We start from the raw sequence: 16,472 nt of genomic DNA, 5'->3' as shown, positions 1-16,472 counted from the left end.
AAAGGTCACACATTCGATCCACACACTCACGCGCGACATCGGGATGGAGTCGGCCCTTCTCCTCCCGCTCGTACTTCAGTGAGCGGTCTTCAGGCGGGCTTCAAGGGAAGCAGGGCGCTGATACGGAAGCCTCCACCGGGGCGCGGGCCCGCGTCGAGGGTGCCGCCGACCATGCCGACGCGCTCGCGCATGCCGATCAGGCCGTGGCCGCGGCCGTCGGCGCCGCCGTCCTCGTACATCTCCTGCGGCGCCCCGCGCCCGTCGTCCTCGACGAGCAGGCCGAGGCCGTCGTCGAAGTAGACGAGCCGGACGCTGGCGCCGACGTCGGGGCCGCCGTGCTTGCGGCTGTTGGTGAGGGCTTCCTGGACGATCCGGTACGCGGTGAGCTCGACGCCGCTGGGCAGCGGGCGCGGGGTGCCCTCGACCTTGAAGTCGACGGCGAGGCCGGCGCCGCGAACCTGCTCGACGAGGTCCTCGATCTGCTGGACGTCGGGCTGCGGCACGTACTCCCCGGCCTCCTGGTGCTCGCCGGTGCGCAGGATGCCGAGCAGCCGGCGCATCTCGGCGAGGGCCTGCCGGCCGGTGGAGGAGATGGTCTCCAGGGCCTGCTTGGCGGTCTCGGGCGAGGAGTCCATGACGTAGGCGGCGCCGTCGGCCTGCACCACCATCACGGACACGTTGTGGGCGACGACGTCGTGCAGCTCGCGGGCGATCCGGGCGCGCTCGGCGGCGACGGCGACCTTGGCCTGCGCCTCACGCTCCTTCTCCAGACGGGAGGCACGTTCCTCCAGTTGCGCGAAGTAGGCGCGGCGGGTGCGCAGGGAGTCGCCGAGGACCCAGGCGAGGGCGAAGGGCACGGTCATGATGACCGTGAAGAAGACCTTGGCGGCGGAGGAATCCGCGCCGTCCTGCACCGGCCAGCGCAGCTGGGAGAGGGTCGCGGCGCTCAGTCCGCCGGCGAGGGCGAGCCGGGAGGCCCAGCGCGGGCCGTCGTGCGCGGCGACGGTGTAGATGATCACGAGCATGGCGAAGTCGGCCATGAACGGGATGACGCCGAAGGCGAGCTGCGCGAGGCCGAGCAGCACCGCGAGCACCAGCATCTTCTCCGGCATGCGCCGGCGCAGCGCCACGACCAGCGAGAACAGCGCCGCGACGACGGCGTACGCCGCGGGTGTCCCCTCGGCCCCCGTGGGCTTCGAGGCCACCCACAGCAGGGAGAACCCGAACAGGACGACGGCCCAGAAGGTGTCGACGCCCGTCGGGTGTCTGCGGAGGAAGTCGTAGAGGCGCTGCACGTGACCCAGCGTAGGGAAAGCGGATAGGTGCAGGGGTCAACCGTGGGGGCGATCCTTCCGCTCGGGCGGCTACTCCCCAAGGTGGAGACTGGGGCACGTGACGGACGAGACGGCGGAGAAGCAGGGATGGCTCGGCTGGCGGGAGGCCATGGAACGGGCCCTGTACGGCCCCGGGGGCTTCTTCCTGCGGCCCGAGGGGCCGGCCGGGCACTTCCGGACCTCGGTGCACGCCTCCCCGCTGTTCGCGGGCGCGGTGGCCCGGCTCCTCGTCCGGGTGGCGGAGGAGCTGGACACCGACGAGCCCGCCTTCGTGGACATGGGCGCGGGCCGCGGCGAGCTGCTGACCGGGGTCCTGGCCGCGGTGCCGGCCGGTCTGCGGATCCGGGCGTACGGGGTGGAGCGCGCCGCCCGCCCGGCCGGCCTGGACCTGCGGATCACCTGGACCGGGCGGGTCCCGGAGGGCGAGCGGGGACTTCTCTTCGCGAACGAGTGGCTGGACAACGTGCCGGTGGACGTGGCGCAGGCCGACGAGGACGGCACGGTGCGGTACGTGGAGGTCGACGCGGGCGGTACGGAGCGGCTGGGCCCGGTCGTGACCGGCCCGGACGCGCGGTGGCTGGAGCGCTGGTGGCCGCTGCGGGAGCCGGGCGAGCGGGCGGAGATCGGCCGGACCCGCGACGAGGCCTGGGCGGCGGCGGTCGGCGCGCTGGCGGCGGGCAGCACGGCGGTCGCCGTCGACTACGCGCACCTGGCCCCCGCCCGGCCGCCCTTCGGCACCCTCACCGGCTTCCGGGACGGGCGCGAGGTCCCGCCGGTGCCGGACGGCGGCCGCGACCTGACCGCGCACGTCGCCCTGGACGCGTGCGCGGCGGCGGTGCCGTTCACCGAAGCCGCCGCCACCCGGCTGCTCACCCAGCGCGAGGCGCTGCACGAGCTCGGCGTGACGGGGACCCGCCCGCCGCTGTCCCTGGCCACCACCGACCCCGCCGGCTACGTCCGCGCCCTCGCCGCGGCGGGCGAGGCCGCCGAGCTGACGGCGGCCGGCGGCCTCGGCGGCTTCCGGTGGCTGGTCCAGCGGGTGCCTGACCGGGAAGGGTGACCGCGCGAGATACTGACCGCATGACGGAGACCACGGTCGGCATCGGCGGCGCGGCGGAGAGCACCGACATGGTGCTGAACATCGGGCCGCAGCATCCCTCCACGCACGGCGTGCTCCGGCTGCGCCTGGTCCTCGACGGCGAGGTGATCCGGGAGGCCGAGCCGGTCGTCGGGTACATGCACCGCGGCGCGGAGAAGCTGTTCGAGGCCCGGGACTACCGGCAGATCGTCATGCTGGCCAACCGGCACGACTGGCTGTCGGCGTTCTCCAACGAGCTCGGGGTCGTCATGGCCGTCGAGCGGATGCTCGGCATGGAGGTGCCGGAGCGGGCGGTGTGGACGCGGACGCTGCTCGCCGAGCTGAACCGGGTGCTCAACCACCTGATGTTCCTCGGCTCGTACCCGCTCGAACTGGGCGGCATCACACCCGTCTTCCACGCCTTCCGCGAGCGCGAGGAGCTCCAGACCGTCATGGAGGAGGTCTCCGGCGGCCGGATGCACTACATGTTCAACCGGGTCGGCGGCCTGAAGGAGGACCTGCCGGCGGGCTGGCTGGGGCGGGCGCGGCAGGCCGTCGCGGACGTGCGCTCCCGGATGGACGTGTACGACAAGCTGGTCCTCGGCAACGAGATCTTCCGCGGCCGGACCCGCGGGGTCGGCGTGCTGCGCCCGGAGACGGTGCACGCGTACGGGGTGTCCGGGCCGATCGCCCGCGCCTCGGGCGTCGACTTCGACCTGCGCCGGGACGAGCCGTACCTCGCGTACGGGGAACTCCAGGACGTGCTGCGCGTGGTGACCCGGACCGAGGGCGACTGCCTGGCCCGCTTCGAGTGCCTGCTCGACCAGACCCACAACGCCCTCGAACTCGCCGACGCCTGTCTGGACCGGCTCGACGAGCTGCCGCAGGGGCCGATCAACCAGCGGCTGCCGAAGGTCCTGAAGGCGCCGGAGGGCCACACCTACGCCTGGACCGAGAACCCGCTCGGCATCAACGGCTACTACCTCGTCTCCAAGGGCGAGAAGACCCCGTACCGGCTGAAGCTGCGCTCGGCCTCGTACAACAACATCCAGGCGCTGGTGGAGCTGCTGCCGGGGACGCTGGTCGCGGACATGGTGGCGATCCTCGGCTCGCTGTTCTTCGTGGTCGGCGACATCGACAAGTAGCCGTCGGACCCGTGAAGCAGTCGTCGGACCCATGGGAAAGGCGCCGGTGGAATCGTCCACCGGCGCCTTTCGCATGGGTCTCGCCGTTACGAGCTGACCGCGCCGCGCAGCTCCGCCACGTCCAGCTGCTCGGTCTCGTCGTGCGCGGTGAGGTCGATGACCTGGCCGACCGCGCGCTGCTCCGGGGGCCGCGGCGCGGCGGCCGCGAGGACCTCCTCGCCGACGACGTCGGCGAGGTCGGTGTCCTGCACGGCCTCGATCGCGGCGGCGGCCTTCTTGGCGCCGATCGCGGGCTGCGTGCTCTGGGTGCCGAAGTAGTCGAAGTTGCCGGTGGGGCGGGCCACACGGCGGGCGGTGTACGGGACGATCGCGGCCGCGGCGGGCACGTGGCGCATCGCGGGGGCCCTGGTGTGGACGGCGGCGTCCTGAGCGGGAACGGAAGCGGGAGCGGGCGCGGGCGCGGCTTCCGCCCGCGTCTCCGGCACCGGCGCCGGGGCCGGGGCCGGCACCGGCACCGGCTCAAGCCCGGTCTCCGGCTCGGGGTCCGCCTTCGCCTCCGCCTCCTCGTCCGTCCCGCCCGCGAGCTTCCGCAGCGCCTCGGCCGCCCTGCGGTAGGCCTCGGGCGTCGGCGTGGATCCGGCGGCCGGGAGCTCCTTGACGGCGGCGGCGGTCGCGGCGGAGGACTCCAGGGCGAGCATGCGGCGCCCCTCCAGGGCGCTGGCGCGCTCGGTCTCGGCCGTGGCGTAGCGGCGGAGCAGATCGGCGTGCTCGGTGCGCAGGCCGGCCAGCTCGACGCGCTTGGCACGCAGCTTGGCGTCCAGGCGGGTGCGCAGCTCGCGCGACTCCTCCAGGTCGGACTCCAGCTCGGCGACCCGCTCTTCGTGCTTCCACTCGTCGGCGGCGCGGGCCCGGTCGAGCTCGGCGACCTGGCGGCCGGCCTCGCGGTCCCAACCGCGCATGAGGACGGCGCCGGTGACGGCGGCGGCCGCCGCGGCCGCGACGAGCAGTCGCAGCACCACGGGATCACCGAGCAGCCAGGCGCCCGCGGCACAGACGACCGAAGCCCCGGCGACCGCGGAGGGCGGCAGGAGCTTGTGCAGGGGTGGGGAATGGCGGTGGCGTCCACGTGGCATGGCCTGAAATTTACCGTGCGTAGGCGCTGTATGGGGGGTCGCCCTGGCAATCTCTTGGCGAGTTCTCGCCGTCGCCGCCCCGGCCCGTCGCCTTTACCGGACGGGCCGGTCCGACTCCGCTTCTCCCGGGTCTACTTCTTGAGCAGCCCCTTCGACTCCAGATAGGCCTTCGCGACGTCCTCGGGCTTCGCCCGCTCGGCGTCGACCTTGCGGTTGAGTTCGGCGAGATCCGCCGTGGTGAGCACCTTGGTGATCTTGTCCAGGGCGGCGGCTATCTCGGGCGATCCGGCGTCCTCGGCATTGACGACGGGCAGCACGTTGTCCGCGTTCTGCAGCTTCTTGTCGTCCTGGAGGAAGACGAGTCCGAAGGACTCCACGGTGGCGTCCGTGGTGGTGGTGAGGACGAGCTGGTCCACCCCGTCCTTGACGGCCTGCTTGGCCTGCGGGGTGCCGACTCCCTTGGGGTCGACGCCGGTGACGTCGATGCCGTAGGTCTTCTTCAGTCCGGGCGCGCAGAAGGGGCGGATCTCGCATTCGTCGCCGGCGGCGATCTTCACCTTCAGCTTGGCGCTGCCGAGATCGGAAAGCGTGGTCAGCTTGTTCTTCTCCGCGAATTCCCTGCTCACGGCGAAGGCGTTCTGGTCGACGGCCGCGCCGAACGCGAGCACCTTCAGTCCGCGCGGCTCGGCGAGCTTCTTCAGGGCCTCCGTGGTGGCGGCGGGGTCTCCCGAGGCGACCGGCCGCTCCTCGGGGGCCTTCGGCCCGTTCGCCTTCGCGTTGAGGAATTCGGCGAGCGTGGCCGCGTATTCCGGTACGACGTCGATCTCGCCCTTCTCCAGGGACGGTTCGTACAGCTCGCGATTCTTCACGGTGGTGACGCTCGCGGAGTATCCGGCGTCGTCGAGCACCTGGGCGTACAGCTCGGCGAGCACCTTGGCCTCGGTGAAGGCGGCTGCGCCGACCACGAGCGAGCCCTTCTTGCCACCGCCGCCGCTCCCGCTCTCCCCGCCCCCGACCCGGGACTGCTCCAGGCTGTCGCCGCCCCCGCACGCGGCGAGCGAGAGGGCCATCGCCATCGCGCCCAGTGCCGCCCCCGTGCTGCGCAAGGTCCTGCTCACAGAGATCATCCCTTCGGTCGTGCGGCGCGGCCGAGCAAACGGTCCGCTGCCACGAGCAGCCCCTCCACGAGAAGGGCGAGCAGGGCCACGAGCACGGCGCCCGCGACCACCTGCGGTGTGTCGTACGTGTTGAATCCGGCGGTGATGACCCGGCCGAGGCCGCCCTGGCCGACCATGGCGGCGATGGTCGCGGTGGCGACCACCTGGACCGCGGCGGAGCGCAGGCCGGTCATCAGCATGGGCCGGGCGAGGGGCAGTTCGACCCCGCGGAACAGCTGCCCGCCGGACATGCCCATGCCGCGCGCGGCCTCGACGACGGCCCGGTCCACCTCCCGTACGCCCACATAGGCGTGGGTGAGCAGCGGGGGTGTCGCGAAGAGGACGAGCGCGACGACGGTCGGCACGTATCCCGCGTTGCGCAGCGGCGAGACCATGAAGAGGGCGAGGACCGCGAAGACGGGGACCGCCCGGCCCGCGTTGGAGATGTTGACCGCGAGCGCGCCGCCCCGGCCGAGGTGTCCGAGCCAGAGGCCGAGCGGCAGGGCGAGGGCGCAGGCGAGGAGCAGCGCCGTCCCGCTCACGTACAGGTGCTCGGCGAGCCGGTGCCACACGCCGCTCTCGCCGGTCCAGTGGGCGCCGGTGGTGAGCCAGGTCCAGGCGTCCGCGAGGACGGCCATCTCATCCACCCCCCGCCACGGCCCGGGCGCGGGTCCAGGGCGTCAGGAGCCGCTGGAGGCCGAGCAGCAGCAGGTCGGCGACGACCGCGAGGAGCACGCACAGCACGGAGGCGGCGAGCACCTGCGCCTTGAAGAAGGTGGGCAGGGCGTCCTCGATGAGGTTGCCGAGGCCGCCACGGCCGACGACGGAGCCGACGGTGGTGAGCGCGATCGTGGAGACCGTCGCCATCCGTATGCCGGCCATCAGCGCCGGGAGCGCGAGGGGCAGCTCGACCTCCCAGAGCAGCCGGCCCGACCCGTACCCCATGCCTCTCGCCGCCTCCCGGGTCTCGGCGGGCACGGCCGCGAGGCCGGCCAGGACGCCGCGGACCAGGATGGTCAGCGAGTACAGCACGAGCCCGGTCACGACGAGTGCGGAGGACAGCCCGAGGAAGGGCAGCAGCAGGGAGAACATCGCGAGCGAGGGGACCGTGTAGAGCAGGGTGGTGAGGCCGAGGACCGGGCCGGCCCAGCGGGGCCGGGCGCGCACCAGCAGGGCGAGCGGGAAGGCGACGGCGAGCCCGAGCAGCACCGACACCGTGGTGATTCCCACATGCTGGACGGTGGCGTCGGTCAACTCCTGGGCGCGGGTGCGCAGATACTCCCCGCAGATCCAGTCGTTCGCCACCAGGCAGTTCGCCGCGGCCATGCGCGCCCCCTCCCCCGCTCGCCTTCGGACATCCGTCTGGCGACCCTAACCCCCGGCACCGACAATCACCGGGGATGACGGCCGAAGCGCCACGATGTGGAAATACTTCCTTCACACGACCCGGGCCGCGAGGGGTCAGAATGGGGAACCATGATCCGGTTCGAGCAGGTGACCAAGCGGTACGCGGACGGCACGACGGCCGTCGACGACCTGACCTTCGAGGTCGCCGAGGGCGAACTGGTCACGCTCGTCGGCCCGTCCGGCTGCGGCAAGACCACCACCATGAAGATGGTGAACCGGCTCGTCGAACCGAGCTCCGGCCGGATCCTGCTCGGCGGCGAGGACGTCGCCGCCGTCGACCCGGTCCGGCTGCGCCGCACCATCGGCTACGTCATCCAGCAGGTCGGCCTCTTCCCGCACCGCACCGTCCTCGACAACACCGCCACCGTCCCGGCCCTGCTCGGCTGGAAGAAGGCGAAGGCGCGCGAACGGGCCGCCGAACTCCTCGACCTGGTGGGCCTGGACCCCGGCACCTACGGCCATCGCTACCCCGAGCAGCTGTCCGGCGGACAGCGCCAGCGGGTCGGGGTGGCCCGGGCGCTCGCCGCCGATCCGCCGGTGCTGCTCATGGACGAGCCCTTCGGCGCGGTCGACCCGGTGGTGCGCGAGCACCTGCAGAGCGAGTTCCTGCGGCTCCAGGCCACCGTCCGCAAAACGGTGCTCTTCGTCACCCACGACCTGGACGAGGCGGTCCGGCTCGGCGACCGGATCGCCGTCTACGGGCAGGGCCGCATCGAGCAGTTCGACACCCCGGCCACCGTGCTCGGCGCGCCCGCCACCCCGTACGTGGCCGACTTCGTCGGCGCGGACCGGGGCCTGAAGCGGCTCGCCGTCACCCCGGTCACCGAGACGGACCTGGAGCCTCCCCTCGACGGAAAGGCCCCCGGCGTCCCCCTCGGCGCCTCCCTGAAGGACGCCCTCGCCGTACTGCTCCAGCAGGACGCCGGCCGGGTCGCGGTGCACGCGCCCGGCGCGCCCGACCGGGTGCTCGGCTCCCTCACCACGGCCGGGGTCCACCGCGCTCTGCGCCGTACGACCGCCGTGGACGCGGAACAGGTCAGCTCGCGCTGAGCCGGCCGGCCATCCACACCAGGCCCGGCGGGATCTCCCGGTTCCAGGTGTTGAAGTTGTGGCCGCCGCTGTCGAGCATGATCGACGAGACCCGGGCCGGGGCCTTCGCCCTGCGGATGAACTCCTTCGTCGCCTTCAGGTTGTCCTCGCCCCGCCGTGAGGAGGTCACCAGGAACGAGGTGTTCCGCGGCGGCGTGTGGTCCAGGCTCCACAGCAGGTCGGCCCGGTTCTTCGCCGCCTGGTCCCCGTGGAACAGGTCACCGGTCGTCACGTCGTCCGCCGCCTTGTAGTACGCGGAGAGGCCGGCGCCCGCCGCGAACCGGTCCGGGTGGTGCAGCACGATCTTCAGCGCGCAGTAGCCGCCCGTCGAGTTGCCCATGAAGCCCCAGTTCCGGGCGTGCGTCCCGACCCGGTAGGTCTGCGAGATCGCCCTCGGCAGGTCCTCGGCGAAGAAGGTCTCGGTCTGCGGGCCGCCCGGCACGTCGACGCACTCGGTGTCCCGGGGCGGTGCCACGGTCGGCCGCAGCATCACCAGGATCATCGGCTGCATCTTCTTCTCCCGGGCCTGCTGATACGCCGTCCGCGGGTACTTCAGGCCCTTGAGCAGGTTCTCCGCCGTACCCGGGTAGCCGGTCAGCACCACCGAGGCCGGGAACGTCGACTTCGCGTACCGCTCCTGGAAGTACTCCGGCGGCAGGTACACGTACGCCGGGGAGCCGATCCCCGACTTCTCGCCCGCTATGACGACCTTCTGTATCTGCCCGCCGACCGAGGGACGCCCACCGCCCGGCACGTCCAGCGCCTGGGTGCCGACGACCTGCACGTCCCGGGAGCCGGCCGAGTGGTCCACGACCACGCCGAGTTCCTGCTCCTGGCCGAACAGGTCCGCCCAGGAGCCGTAGAAGAGGAAGGACTTGTTCGCGGCGAGCCCGAGCGAGGCGAACAGGGCCAGCTGGGTGGCGAGCAGCATGCCGATCCGCCCCACGACGGCCTTCCAGCCGCCGCGCGCGAGCCGTGGCCACAGCCAGACCGTGGCGGCGAAGAACACCACGGCCAGCACGACCGCCAGCGCGAGGACTTTGTTGCTGGTGAGACCCATGTGACGTCTGAGCTTTCTTCCTGAATTTTCCCTGAGATTTCCCGTAGAGCGAGTGAACCCGCCCCATCGCTGCTCCGTCCTAGAAGGCGCAAAACCTCCGGCACGGCCCGCCCAAGCGCCGCGGCCTGCCGGATCAACGATCTCTCGCGGAACCACGGGAAGCACGGGAAGCGATGTCTGTCACGGTAGATGGGGACAAATCAGGATCGGTTCCGAATCGGGTGCGCCGGATCGTACGCGGCCCCCGACCGGAGAAGGTCCCGGCAATCGTCGGCACGGCCTGCACACTCATCGGCCTGATCGACATCGCCGCGGGCGTCCTCCCGCGGTTCCGCGCCAGCAGGATGCACGCCGCCGCCGAGGTCCTCCCCGGCACCCTCGGGCCGCTCTCCGCCGCCCTCTCCCTCAGCGCCGGCGTCCTGCTGCTGCTCCTCGCCCACGGCCTCAAGCGCAACAAGCGCCGCGCCTGGCGCGCCGCCGTCGTCCTGCTGCCGCTCGGCGCCGCCGCCCAGCTGGCCTGGCGCCACTCCGTCACCGGCGCCGTCCTCTCCCTCGCCCTCGTCACCCTGCTCGGCGTGCACCGCGACCAGTTCGCCGCCCTGCCCGACCCGCGCAGCCGCTGGCGCGCCCTCGCCAACTTCGTCCTCATGGGCGCCGGCTCCCTCGCCCTCGGCCTGGCCATCGTCAGCGCCCACCCCCGCCGCGTCATCGGCAGCCCCAGCCTCACCGACCGCCTCGAACACGTCCTCTACGGCCTGTTCGGCATCGAGGGCCCCGTCGACTACGCCGGCAACACCGGCTGGACCGTCGGCTACTCCCTCGGCGCCCTCGGCATGCTCACCGCCCTCACCACCATCTACCTCGCCTTCCGCCCCGAACACCCGGCCGCCCGGCTCACCGAGGACGACGAGACCCGACTGCGCGCCCTCCTCGACAAGCACGGCGCCCGCGACTCCCTCGGCCACTTCGCCCTCCGCCGCGACAAGGGCGTCGTCTTCTCCCCCAGCGGCAAGGCCGCCGTCTGCTACCGCGTCGTCTCCGGCGTCATGCTCGCCAGCGGCGACCCCATCGGCGACGTCGAGGCCTGGCCCGGCGCCATCGAACGCTTCATGGACGAGGCCAAGGCCCACTCCTGGACCCCCGCCGTCATGGGCTGCTCCGAGACCGGCGGCCAGGTCTGGACCCGCGAGACCGGACTCGACGCCCTCGAACTCGGCGACGAGGCCGTCGTCGACGTCGCCGACTTCTCCCTCTCCGGCCGCGCCATGCGCAACGTCCGCCAGATGGTCAAGCGCATCGAACGCAACGGCTACACCACCAAGGTGCGCCGCGTCGCCGACCTGAGCGAGGCCGAACTCGCCCGCGTCCGCCGCGCCGCCGAGGACTGGCGCGGCACCGACACCGAACGCGGCTTCTCCATGGCCCTCGGCCGCATCGGCGGCCCCGGCGACGGAGAGGCGGTCATAGCCACCGCCCACAAAGAGGACGACGACACCGCCGGCAGCTCCCCCTACGGCGACCTGAAGGCGATCATCCACTTCGTCCCGTGGGGCGCCGACGGCATGTCCCTCGAACTCATGCGCCGCGACCGCAGCGCCGACCCCGGCATGAACGAACTCCTCATCGTCGCCGCCCTCCAGCAGTCCCCCCGCCTCGGCATCACCCGCGTCTCCCTCAACTTCGCCATGTTCCGGGCCGCCCTCGCCCGCGGCGAGAAGATCGGCGCCGGCCCCGTCCTGCGCGTCTGGCGCGGCCTCCTCGTCTTCCTCTCCCGCTGGTTCCAGATCGAGTCCCTCTACAAGTTCAACGCCAAGTTCCAGCCCCGCTGGGAACCCCGCTTCGTCGTCTACCGCAAGAGCGGCGACCTGCCCCGCATCGGCTTCGCCGCCATGCAGGCCGAAGGCTTCGTGAACCTCTCCCTGCCCCGCCCCTTCACCCGCCGCAGACCCGCCCCGGCCCCCCGCCCCTGCGCCCACATCGTCCCCTCCCAGCCCGAGCACGAGGTCCGCGCCGCCTGACCGGAGGCCGGGCCCCGGGGCCTGGCCCTACGCTGGAGACATGAGTACGACGACGTCGACGATCGACCGGGGCACAGCGCTCGGCCTGCCGGAGTGGGACCGCTGCGCGGTCATGGGCGTGGTCAACGTGACCCCCGACTCCTTCTCCGACGGCGGCCGCTGGTTCGACACCACGGCCGCCGTCAAACGCGGCCTCGACCTCGTCGCCGAAGGCGCCGACCTCGTCGACGTCGGCGGCGAGTCCACCCGCCCCGGCGCCACCCGCGTCGACGAGGACGAAGAACTCCGCCGCGTCGTCCCCGTCGTCCGCGGCCTCGCCGCCGAAGGCGTCACCGTCTCCGTCGACACCATGCGCGCCTCCGTCGCCGCCGCGGCCGTCGACGCGGGCGCCGCCCTCGTCAACGACGTCAGCGGCGGCCTCGCCGACCCCGCCATGGTCCCCACCGTCGCCGCCGCCCACGTCCCCTTCGTCGTCATGCACTGGCGCGGGTTCAGCGTCGACATGAACAGCCTCGCCGTGTACGACGACGTCGTCACCGAGGTCGTCACCGAACTCCGCACCCGCATGGAGGCCGTCGTCGACGGCGGCATCGCCCCCGAACGCATCGTCCTCGACCCCGGCCTCGGCTTCGCCAAACTCGCCCCCCACGACCTCGCCCTCGTCGCCCACCTCCCCGAGCTCCGCGCCCTCGGCCGCCCCCTCCTCGTCGCCGCCTCCCGCAAACGCTTCCTCGGCCACGTCCTCACCCGCGAACCCGGCGCCGCCCCGCCGCCCGCCCGCGAACGCGACGCCGCCACCGCCGCCGTCTCCGCCATAGCCGCCCACGAGGGCGCCTGGGCCGTCCGCGTCCACGAGGTCCGTGCCACCGCCGACGCCGTACGCGTCGCCAGAGCCGTCGAAGGAGCCCGGTGACCCACGCCCGCGACCGCGGACACGCCCGCGAAGCCGACCGGGCCGCCGTAGAAGCCGCCAACACCGCCTTCTACGAAGCGATGGAACAGGGCGACTTCGACACCGTCACCGACCTCTGGCTCGACGACGGCGCCACCGCCATCTCCTGCGTCCACCCCGGCTGGCCCGTCCTCACCGGCCGCGGCGAGGTCCTCCGCTCGTACGCCCTGATCATGGCGAACACCGACTACATCCAGTTCTTCCTCACCGACGTCGAGGTCTCCCTCGCCGGCGACGTGGCCATCGTCACGTGCACCGAGAACATCCTCAGCGGCGGACCCGCCGAGGACGGCGCCGAACTCGGACCCCTCGTCGGACAGCTCGTCGTCGCCACCAACGTCTTCCGCCGCACGTCGGAGGGGTGGAAGGTGTGGTCCCACCACGGCTCCCCGGTCATCCCCGAGACCGACCCCGCCGACCCCGACGACACCACCGACTGAACAACCGACTGAGCCGCCGGTCAGGAGCCCCCGGTCCGGCTGTCGGTGCCCGCGGGTAGATTCGATGATGGACACCCGGCCGTCCGCACCCGGCTGCGTGGCCATCCGAACTACGACAGCAGGAGTGATTCGCGTGGATCGTGTCGCGCTGCGCGGCCTCAAGGCCCGAGGGCACCACGGCGTCTTCCCCAAGGAACGCGAGGAGGGCCAGACGTTCATCGTCGACCTCACCCTCGGCATCGACACCCGCGCCGCGGCCGCCGACGACGACCTGACGAAGACCGTCCACTACGGCGTCGTCGCCGAAGAGGTCGTGGACGTCGTCCAGGGCGAGCCCGTGGACCTCATCGAAACGCTCGCCGAACGCATCGCCCAGCAGTGCCTCAAGCACGCCGGCGTCCAGGAGGTCGAGGTCGTCGTCCACAAGCCGGACGCGCCGATCACCGTCCCCTTCGACGACGTGACCGTCACCATCACCCGGAGCCGCGCATGAAGCCCCAGCACAGCGACCCCACCGTGCAGCCCGTCCCCGCCGCCGTCACCGCCGCCGTGGACGCCGCCGACGTCACCCTCTCCAACCCCAAATGGGCCGTCCTCGCCCTCGGCGCCAACCTCGGCAACCGCCTGGAGACCCTCCAGGGCGCCGTCGACGCCCTCGAAGACACCCCCGGCCTCCGCGTCAAGGCCGTCTCCCACGTCTACGAGACCGAGCCCTGGGGCGTCGAGCCCGGCACCCAGCCCTCGTACTTCAACGCCGTCGTCCTCGTCCGCACCACCCTCCCGCCCTCCTCCCTCCTCGAACGCGCCCACGCCGTCGAGGAGGCCTTCCACCGGGTCCGCGAGGAGCGCTGGGGCGCCCGCACCATCGACGTCGACATCATCACGTACGCCGACGTCGTCTCCGACGACCCCGTCCTCACCCTCCCGCACCCCCGCGCCCACCAGCGCGCCTTCGTCCTCGCCCCCTGGCACGACGTCGACCCCGAGGCCCAGCTCCCCGGACACGGCCCCGTCGCCGCCCTCCTCGCCGCCCTCGGCACCGAAGGCGTCGTGCCGCGCACCGACCTGGAACTCCGACTCCCCGAGTAGTCGTTACGCTCCACGAAGACACCACGGACAGGCACACGACGGACGACACGAAGGACACCCGGTGAAACAACTGCGGCTCAAGGTGCTCGCCGGACTGTTCCTCGCCGCCGGCATCCTGTCCTGGGGCGCCGCCCGCCTGTGGGACGCGCTCGGCACACTCCCCAGCGTGCCGCTCGCGGCCCCCATCGTCCTCGCCGCCATCGCCGTCGTCCTCACCGCCACGGCCCTCTCGCTGCGCGCCCGCCTCAAGGCCCAGCGCGAGCGCCGCCCCGGCGCCAAGGGCGTCGAACCCCTGATGGCCGCCCGCGCCGTCGTCTTCGGCCAGGCCAGCGCCCTGGTCGCCGCCCTGGTCGCCGGCATGTACGGCGGCACGGGCGTCTTCCTCCTCGGCTCCCTCGACATCCCGGCCCGCCGCGACCAGGCCATCTACGCCGCCGCCTCGGTCCTCACCGGCTTCGCCGTCATCGCCGCCGCCCTCTTCCTGGAACGCGTCTGCAAGCTCCCGGAGGACGAGGACCACAACGGCCAGGGCCACGCCCCGGTGAACTAGGCGAGTCATTCCGAAGTGATCAGTGGTCGTAGGCGATCAGGGACCGTGTGATTGGCTGTCCGGTCTTGTGGTTGTGCCAGATCGCTGCGGCCAGCGCGAGGACGCGTTGGGCGATGCGGACAGCGACGCCCTCAATTCCTTGGAGCCGAAGCCCTTGTCCGTGATCACCAGCAGGCCGGGGCGGTCGGTGACTGTGTCCGGCTCACGATCCAACATCGCCGTCAGCACCTCGCGCTCGTCCAACTTCGGGTTCGCAAGGGACCACAAGATCGGCATACCGGTTGGGGTGCACACCAGGTACAGCCGCAGACCCCAGAAGAATCGGGAATGACTGGTGCAGTATCCATATCCGGCCCAGCCGGCCAGGTCCGACCGCTTCACCCTGGGGCGTGACCGGCCGCACTCGACCGAGGTGGAGTCGATGATCCAGTGGTTGTCGAACCAGAAGCGGGTCGCAAGGAGCCGTACAGCCCGCTTGACCAGCGGCAGCGCAGCCCGCAGCCGCTTGTTCCAGCCCGGCTGCTTCGGCACGAAGGGGAACACCTCGCCGAGGCGGGAGCCGACGAACCTCAGCCACCTGGACTCCGAAGTGAAGCCCAGCATCGCCTGGGCGACGGCGAGGCAGACAAGCTCGGAATCGGTCAGCCGGGGAGGGCGCCCCAGCCACCGGGTGTCCGTGATCTCGTCGTCGATCTTCACATACAGTGCGGTGAGCAGGGCGTCCAGGCCATTCGTCACAGAACGATCTTGGACGCCCTGTCTACATCTCCGGCCGCCGGCAGGGGCTGCCCAATTGCTCGGCTTCACGCTTGAGTAGGCCGACAAGCTGCGGGAGACCGGGCACCACCTCCACGGCCGCCCAGTACCGGACCTCCCGGTCCGCGCTGTGGCCAAGAGCACCAGGAAAACGCGAAGATCTCAGATCTTCCGCCGTCTGCTGCCCGCCGCTGTCGAAGGCGGCGACGACCTTGCCGTCCGCGTGTCCCTGTCCGGCCCGGAATTGCCCGAACCCCGGCCCCATGTCCATGCCATCGATGTCATAGTCTGACGTTGTGTGGACAACGCTTGCGCCACTCATCGGCGTCCTGCTCGGCGGGCTCATGTCGATACTGACCCAGCGCTCGGCAGGACACGCCTTGGAACGCGGCGAGGCGCGCCGCAGTGCTCGTGAACTTGCCGAGGCGCGCCGTAACGAGCGTCTCACTCACCTCATCGAATTTCTGTCTGCGGTGCAGGAAGCAGAACGAGTCGCGGTGGATCGGCATCACCACAACCTGGCTGACGAGCAGTGGCAGGCCCGGGCACGGCAGGTCCTTGACAGGGTGTGGGTGACGCAGAAGACGATCCACGTACTGTGCGCGCCCGAGGTCAGCGAAGCGGCACGCAGCCTCGCCTGGGCAGTACAGGAGGTGATCAGAAAGGGCCCCGACGACCCGGAAGATCCGCAGGACGAGAAGGTCTGGGCGCACATACATCCGAGCCGACAGGCATTCCTTGATCTCGTGCGCGACCAGCTGAGTTGAACCCGGGCGGGATTCAGCAGCTGTCGTGAGCGGCCCGGGACAAGCAGCACCAGCTCCGGCCTCCATTGTGCGGCGAGCGTCATCTACTTCGCCGGCTTCTCGAGGGACGCAAGGCCGGCCTTGGGCAGTAGGCGTGCATGTCCACGGACCAGCAGGACGCGCCATCGAATAGCCCCTTGGCCCATCGACAAGCTGATCACGATCACTTCGGAATGACTCGTCTAGTACTCCGCGGGGCTGTGCGCGATCCCCAGATCACCCGGATCACCGTGCGGCCGCCTCGCCCCGTCGGCGCGTCCGCTGTCGCCGCCTGGGAGCGCGAGGAACTGGGCGAGGTCGGCGAGGAGACCCGCGAGGAGTACGAGCTCCGCGACGACGCCGCCGAGCCGGCCCGCATCGGCCTGGCGATCACCTCACGCGGCGTGTGGGACGCCGAGGAAGTCGTCGTCGACCTGGAGGTCCCTCAGATCGCGGCGGCGCTGCGGGCCGCGCCGTAG

The 16,472-nt window shown here is 71.8% G+C and carries 18 protein-coding genes and 1 pseudogene; 11 read left to right on the top strand and 8 right to left on the bottom strand.

Translation table 11 applies throughout. The annotated features are described in order from the left end of the window. Positions 1-89: 89 nt before the first annotated feature. Positions 90-1,295, bottom strand: coding sequence for a sensor histidine kinase (locus tag AB0M18_RS18615; RefSeq protein WP_365759196.1), 1,206 nt, complete (start codon positions 1,293-1,295; stop codon positions 90-92). A 148-nt stretch (positions 1,296-1,443) separates the two neighbouring features. On the opposite strand from AB0M18_RS18615, the gene AB0M18_RS18610 reads away from it, so the two are divergent. After that, the gene (locus AB0M18_RS18610) at positions 1,444-2,394 is read left to right on the top strand and encodes an SAM-dependent methyltransferase (protein WP_365759267.1); all 951 of its coding nucleotides are present in this window, start codon (positions 1,444-1,446) and stop codon (positions 2,392-2,394) included. Between the two features lie 20 nt (positions 2,395-2,414). Beyond that, positions 2,415-3,557, top strand: a complete 1,143-nt coding sequence (locus AB0M18_RS18605; protein ID WP_365759194.1) for an NADH-quinone oxidoreductase subunit D — start codon at positions 2,415-2,417, stop codon at positions 3,555-3,557. An 86-nt stretch (positions 3,558-3,643) separates the two neighbouring features. Here AB0M18_RS18605 and AB0M18_RS18600 read toward each other — a convergent pair whose 3' ends face one another. From AB0M18_RS18600 to AB0M18_RS18585, 4 genes are all read right to left on the bottom strand, one after another. Next, the gene (locus AB0M18_RS18600) at positions 3,644-4,690 is read right to left on the bottom strand and encodes a hypothetical protein (RefSeq protein WP_365759192.1); all 1,047 of its coding nucleotides are present in this window, start codon (positions 4,688-4,690) and stop codon (positions 3,644-3,646) included. Positions 4,691-4,821: 131 nt separating this feature from the next. Next, positions 4,822-5,817 carry an ABC transporter substrate-binding protein gene (locus AB0M18_RS18595; protein ID WP_365759189.1) on the bottom strand — a complete coding sequence of 332 codons (996 nt, stop codon included), beginning with the start codon at positions 5,815-5,817 and terminating at the stop codon, positions 4,822-4,824. After that, positions 5,814-6,485, bottom strand: a complete 672-nt coding sequence (locus tag AB0M18_RS18590) for an ABC transporter permease (RefSeq protein WP_365759187.1) — start codon at positions 6,483-6,485, stop codon at positions 5,814-5,816. The genes AB0M18_RS18595 and AB0M18_RS18590 overlap by 4 nt, the downstream gene beginning before the upstream one ends. Before the next feature lies 1 nt (position 6,486). Beyond that, positions 6,487-7,173, bottom strand: a complete 687-nt coding sequence (locus AB0M18_RS18585; RefSeq protein ID WP_365759185.1) for an ABC transporter permease — start codon at positions 7,171-7,173, stop codon at positions 6,487-6,489. 150 nt (positions 7,174-7,323) lie between these two features. Here AB0M18_RS18585 and AB0M18_RS18580 point away from each other — a divergent pair, with 150 nt between their 5' ends. Next, positions 7,324-8,304, top strand: coding sequence for an ATP-binding cassette domain-containing protein (locus AB0M18_RS18580; protein ID WP_365759183.1), 981 nt, complete (start codon positions 7,324-7,326; stop codon positions 8,302-8,304). Here the strand turns inward: AB0M18_RS18580 and AB0M18_RS18575 are convergent. Further along, positions 8,291-9,403 (bottom strand): alpha/beta hydrolase-fold protein, encoded by a 1,113-nt coding sequence (locus AB0M18_RS18575; protein ID WP_365759181.1) that lies wholly within the window; start codon positions 9,401-9,403, stop codon positions 8,291-8,293. The two genes, AB0M18_RS18580 and AB0M18_RS18575, sit on opposite strands and share 14 nt — an antisense overlap. Positions 9,404-9,576: 173 nt before the next feature. Here AB0M18_RS18575 and AB0M18_RS18570 point away from each other — a divergent pair, with 173 nt between their 5' ends. The 6 genes from AB0M18_RS18570 (at position 9,577) to AB0M18_RS18545 (ending at position 14,452) form a co-directional block, all read left to right on the top strand. Further along, positions 9,577-11,421: a phosphatidylglycerol lysyltransferase domain-containing protein gene (locus AB0M18_RS18570; protein WP_365759179.1), complete on the top strand. Its 1,845-nt coding sequence runs from the start codon at positions 9,577-9,579 to the stop codon at positions 11,419-11,421. A gap of 40 nt (positions 11,422-11,461) precedes the next feature. After that, positions 11,462-12,334: a dihydropteroate synthase gene (gene folP, locus AB0M18_RS18565; protein ID WP_365759177.1), complete on the top strand. Its 873-nt coding sequence runs from the start codon at positions 11,462-11,464 to the stop codon at positions 12,332-12,334. Further along, a complete protein-coding gene (locus AB0M18_RS18560; RefSeq protein WP_365759175.1) occupies positions 12,331-12,813 on the top strand; it encodes a nuclear transport factor 2 family protein in 483 nt (160 codons plus the stop codon). The genes folP and AB0M18_RS18560 overlap by 4 nt, the downstream gene beginning before the upstream one ends. Before the next feature lie 133 nt (positions 12,814-12,946). Beyond that, the gene (folB, locus tag AB0M18_RS18555; RefSeq protein WP_265865324.1) at positions 12,947-13,306 is read left to right on the top strand and encodes a dihydroneopterin aldolase; all 360 of its coding nucleotides are present in this window, start codon (positions 12,947-12,949) and stop codon (positions 13,304-13,306) included. Continuing rightward, entirely contained in the window at positions 13,303-13,902 is a 600-nt protein-coding gene (folK, locus tag AB0M18_RS18550; protein ID WP_365759170.1) for a 2-amino-4-hydroxy-6-hydroxymethyldihydropteridine diphosphokinase, read from the top strand. The genes folB and folK overlap by 4 nt, the downstream gene beginning before the upstream one ends. A gap of 61 nt (positions 13,903-13,963) precedes the next feature. Beyond that, positions 13,964-14,452 carry a DUF3180 domain-containing protein gene (locus AB0M18_RS18545; protein WP_365759168.1) on the top strand — a complete coding sequence of 163 codons (489 nt, stop codon included), beginning with the start codon at positions 13,964-13,966 and terminating at the stop codon, positions 14,450-14,452. A 19-nt stretch (positions 14,453-14,471) separates the two neighbouring features. Here the strand turns inward: AB0M18_RS18545 and AB0M18_RS18540 are convergent. Next, a pseudogene (locus tag AB0M18_RS18540) lies at positions 14,472-15,190 on the bottom strand (transposase). Positions 15,191-15,212: 22 nt separating this feature from the next. Beyond that, positions 15,213-15,479: a hypothetical protein gene (locus tag AB0M18_RS18535; protein WP_365759166.1), complete on the bottom strand. Its 267-nt coding sequence runs from the start codon at positions 15,477-15,479 to the stop codon at positions 15,213-15,215. Between the two features lie 25 nt (positions 15,480-15,504). On the opposite strand from AB0M18_RS18535, the gene AB0M18_RS18530 reads away from it, so the two are divergent. Then, positions 15,505-15,975: a hypothetical protein gene (locus AB0M18_RS18530; RefSeq protein ID WP_365759164.1), complete on the top strand. Its 471-nt coding sequence runs from the start codon at positions 15,505-15,507 to the stop codon at positions 15,973-15,975. Positions 15,976-16,214: 239 nt separating this feature from the next. Continuing rightward, the gene (locus tag AB0M18_RS18525) at positions 16,215-16,472 is read left to right on the top strand and encodes a hypothetical protein (RefSeq protein WP_365759162.1); all 258 of its coding nucleotides are present in this window, start codon (positions 16,215-16,217) and stop codon (positions 16,470-16,472) included.

This window comes from Streptomyces sp. NPDC051909 (genome assembly GCF_040681095.1).
Classification (GTDB): Bacteria; Actinomycetota; Actinomycetes; order Streptomycetales; family Streptomycetaceae; genus Streptomyces.
The sequence above is the reverse complement of the archived record's forward strand: the minus strand, read 5'-3'. Positions and strand labels throughout refer to the sequence as shown.

What these genes read in the sequence shown, in the direction of transcription:
- AB0M18_RS18535 (WP_365759166.1), bottom strand. Translation starts at nt 15,479, where the DNA reads ATGGACATGGGGCCGGGGTTCGGGCAATTCCGGGCCGGACAGGGACAC.
- AB0M18_RS18575 (WP_365759181.1), bottom strand. Translation starts at nt 9,403, where the DNA reads ATGGGTCTCACCAGCAACAAAGTCCTCGCGCTGGCGGTCGTGCTGGCC.
- AB0M18_RS18580 (WP_365759183.1), top strand. Translation starts at nt 7,324, where the DNA reads ATGATCCGGTTCGAGCAGGTGACCAAGCGGTACGCGGACGGCACGACG.
- AB0M18_RS18605 (WP_365759194.1), top strand. Translation starts at nt 2,415, where the DNA reads ATGACGGAGACCACGGTCGGCATCGGCGGCGCGGCGGAGAGCACCGAC.
- AB0M18_RS18595 (WP_365759189.1), bottom strand. Translation starts at nt 5,817, where the DNA reads ATGATCTCTGTGAGCAGGACCTTGCGCAGCACGGGGGCGGCACTGGGC.
- AB0M18_RS18610 (WP_365759267.1), top strand. Translation starts at nt 1,444, where the DNA reads ATGGAACGGGCCCTGTACGGCCCCGGGGGCTTCTTCCTGCGGCCCGAG.
- AB0M18_RS18570 (WP_365759179.1), top strand. Translation starts at nt 9,577, where the DNA reads ATGTCTGTCACGGTAGATGGGGACAAATCAGGATCGGTTCCGAATCGG.
- folP (WP_365759177.1), top strand. Translation starts at nt 11,462, where the DNA reads ATGAGTACGACGACGTCGACGATCGACCGGGGCACAGCGCTCGGCCTG.
- AB0M18_RS18590 (WP_365759187.1), bottom strand. Translation starts at nt 6,485, where the DNA reads ATGGCCGTCCTCGCGGACGCCTGGACCTGGCTCACCACCGGCGCCCAC.
- folK (WP_365759170.1), top strand. Translation starts at nt 13,303, where the DNA reads ATGAAGCCCCAGCACAGCGACCCCACCGTGCAGCCCGTCCCCGCCGCC.
- AB0M18_RS18600 (WP_365759192.1), bottom strand. Translation starts at nt 4,690, where the DNA reads ATGCCACGTGGACGCCACCGCCATTCCCCACCCCTGCACAAGCTCCTG.
- AB0M18_RS18585 (WP_365759185.1), bottom strand. Translation starts at nt 7,173, where the DNA reads ATGGCCGCGGCGAACTGCCTGGTGGCGAACGACTGGATCTGCGGGGAG.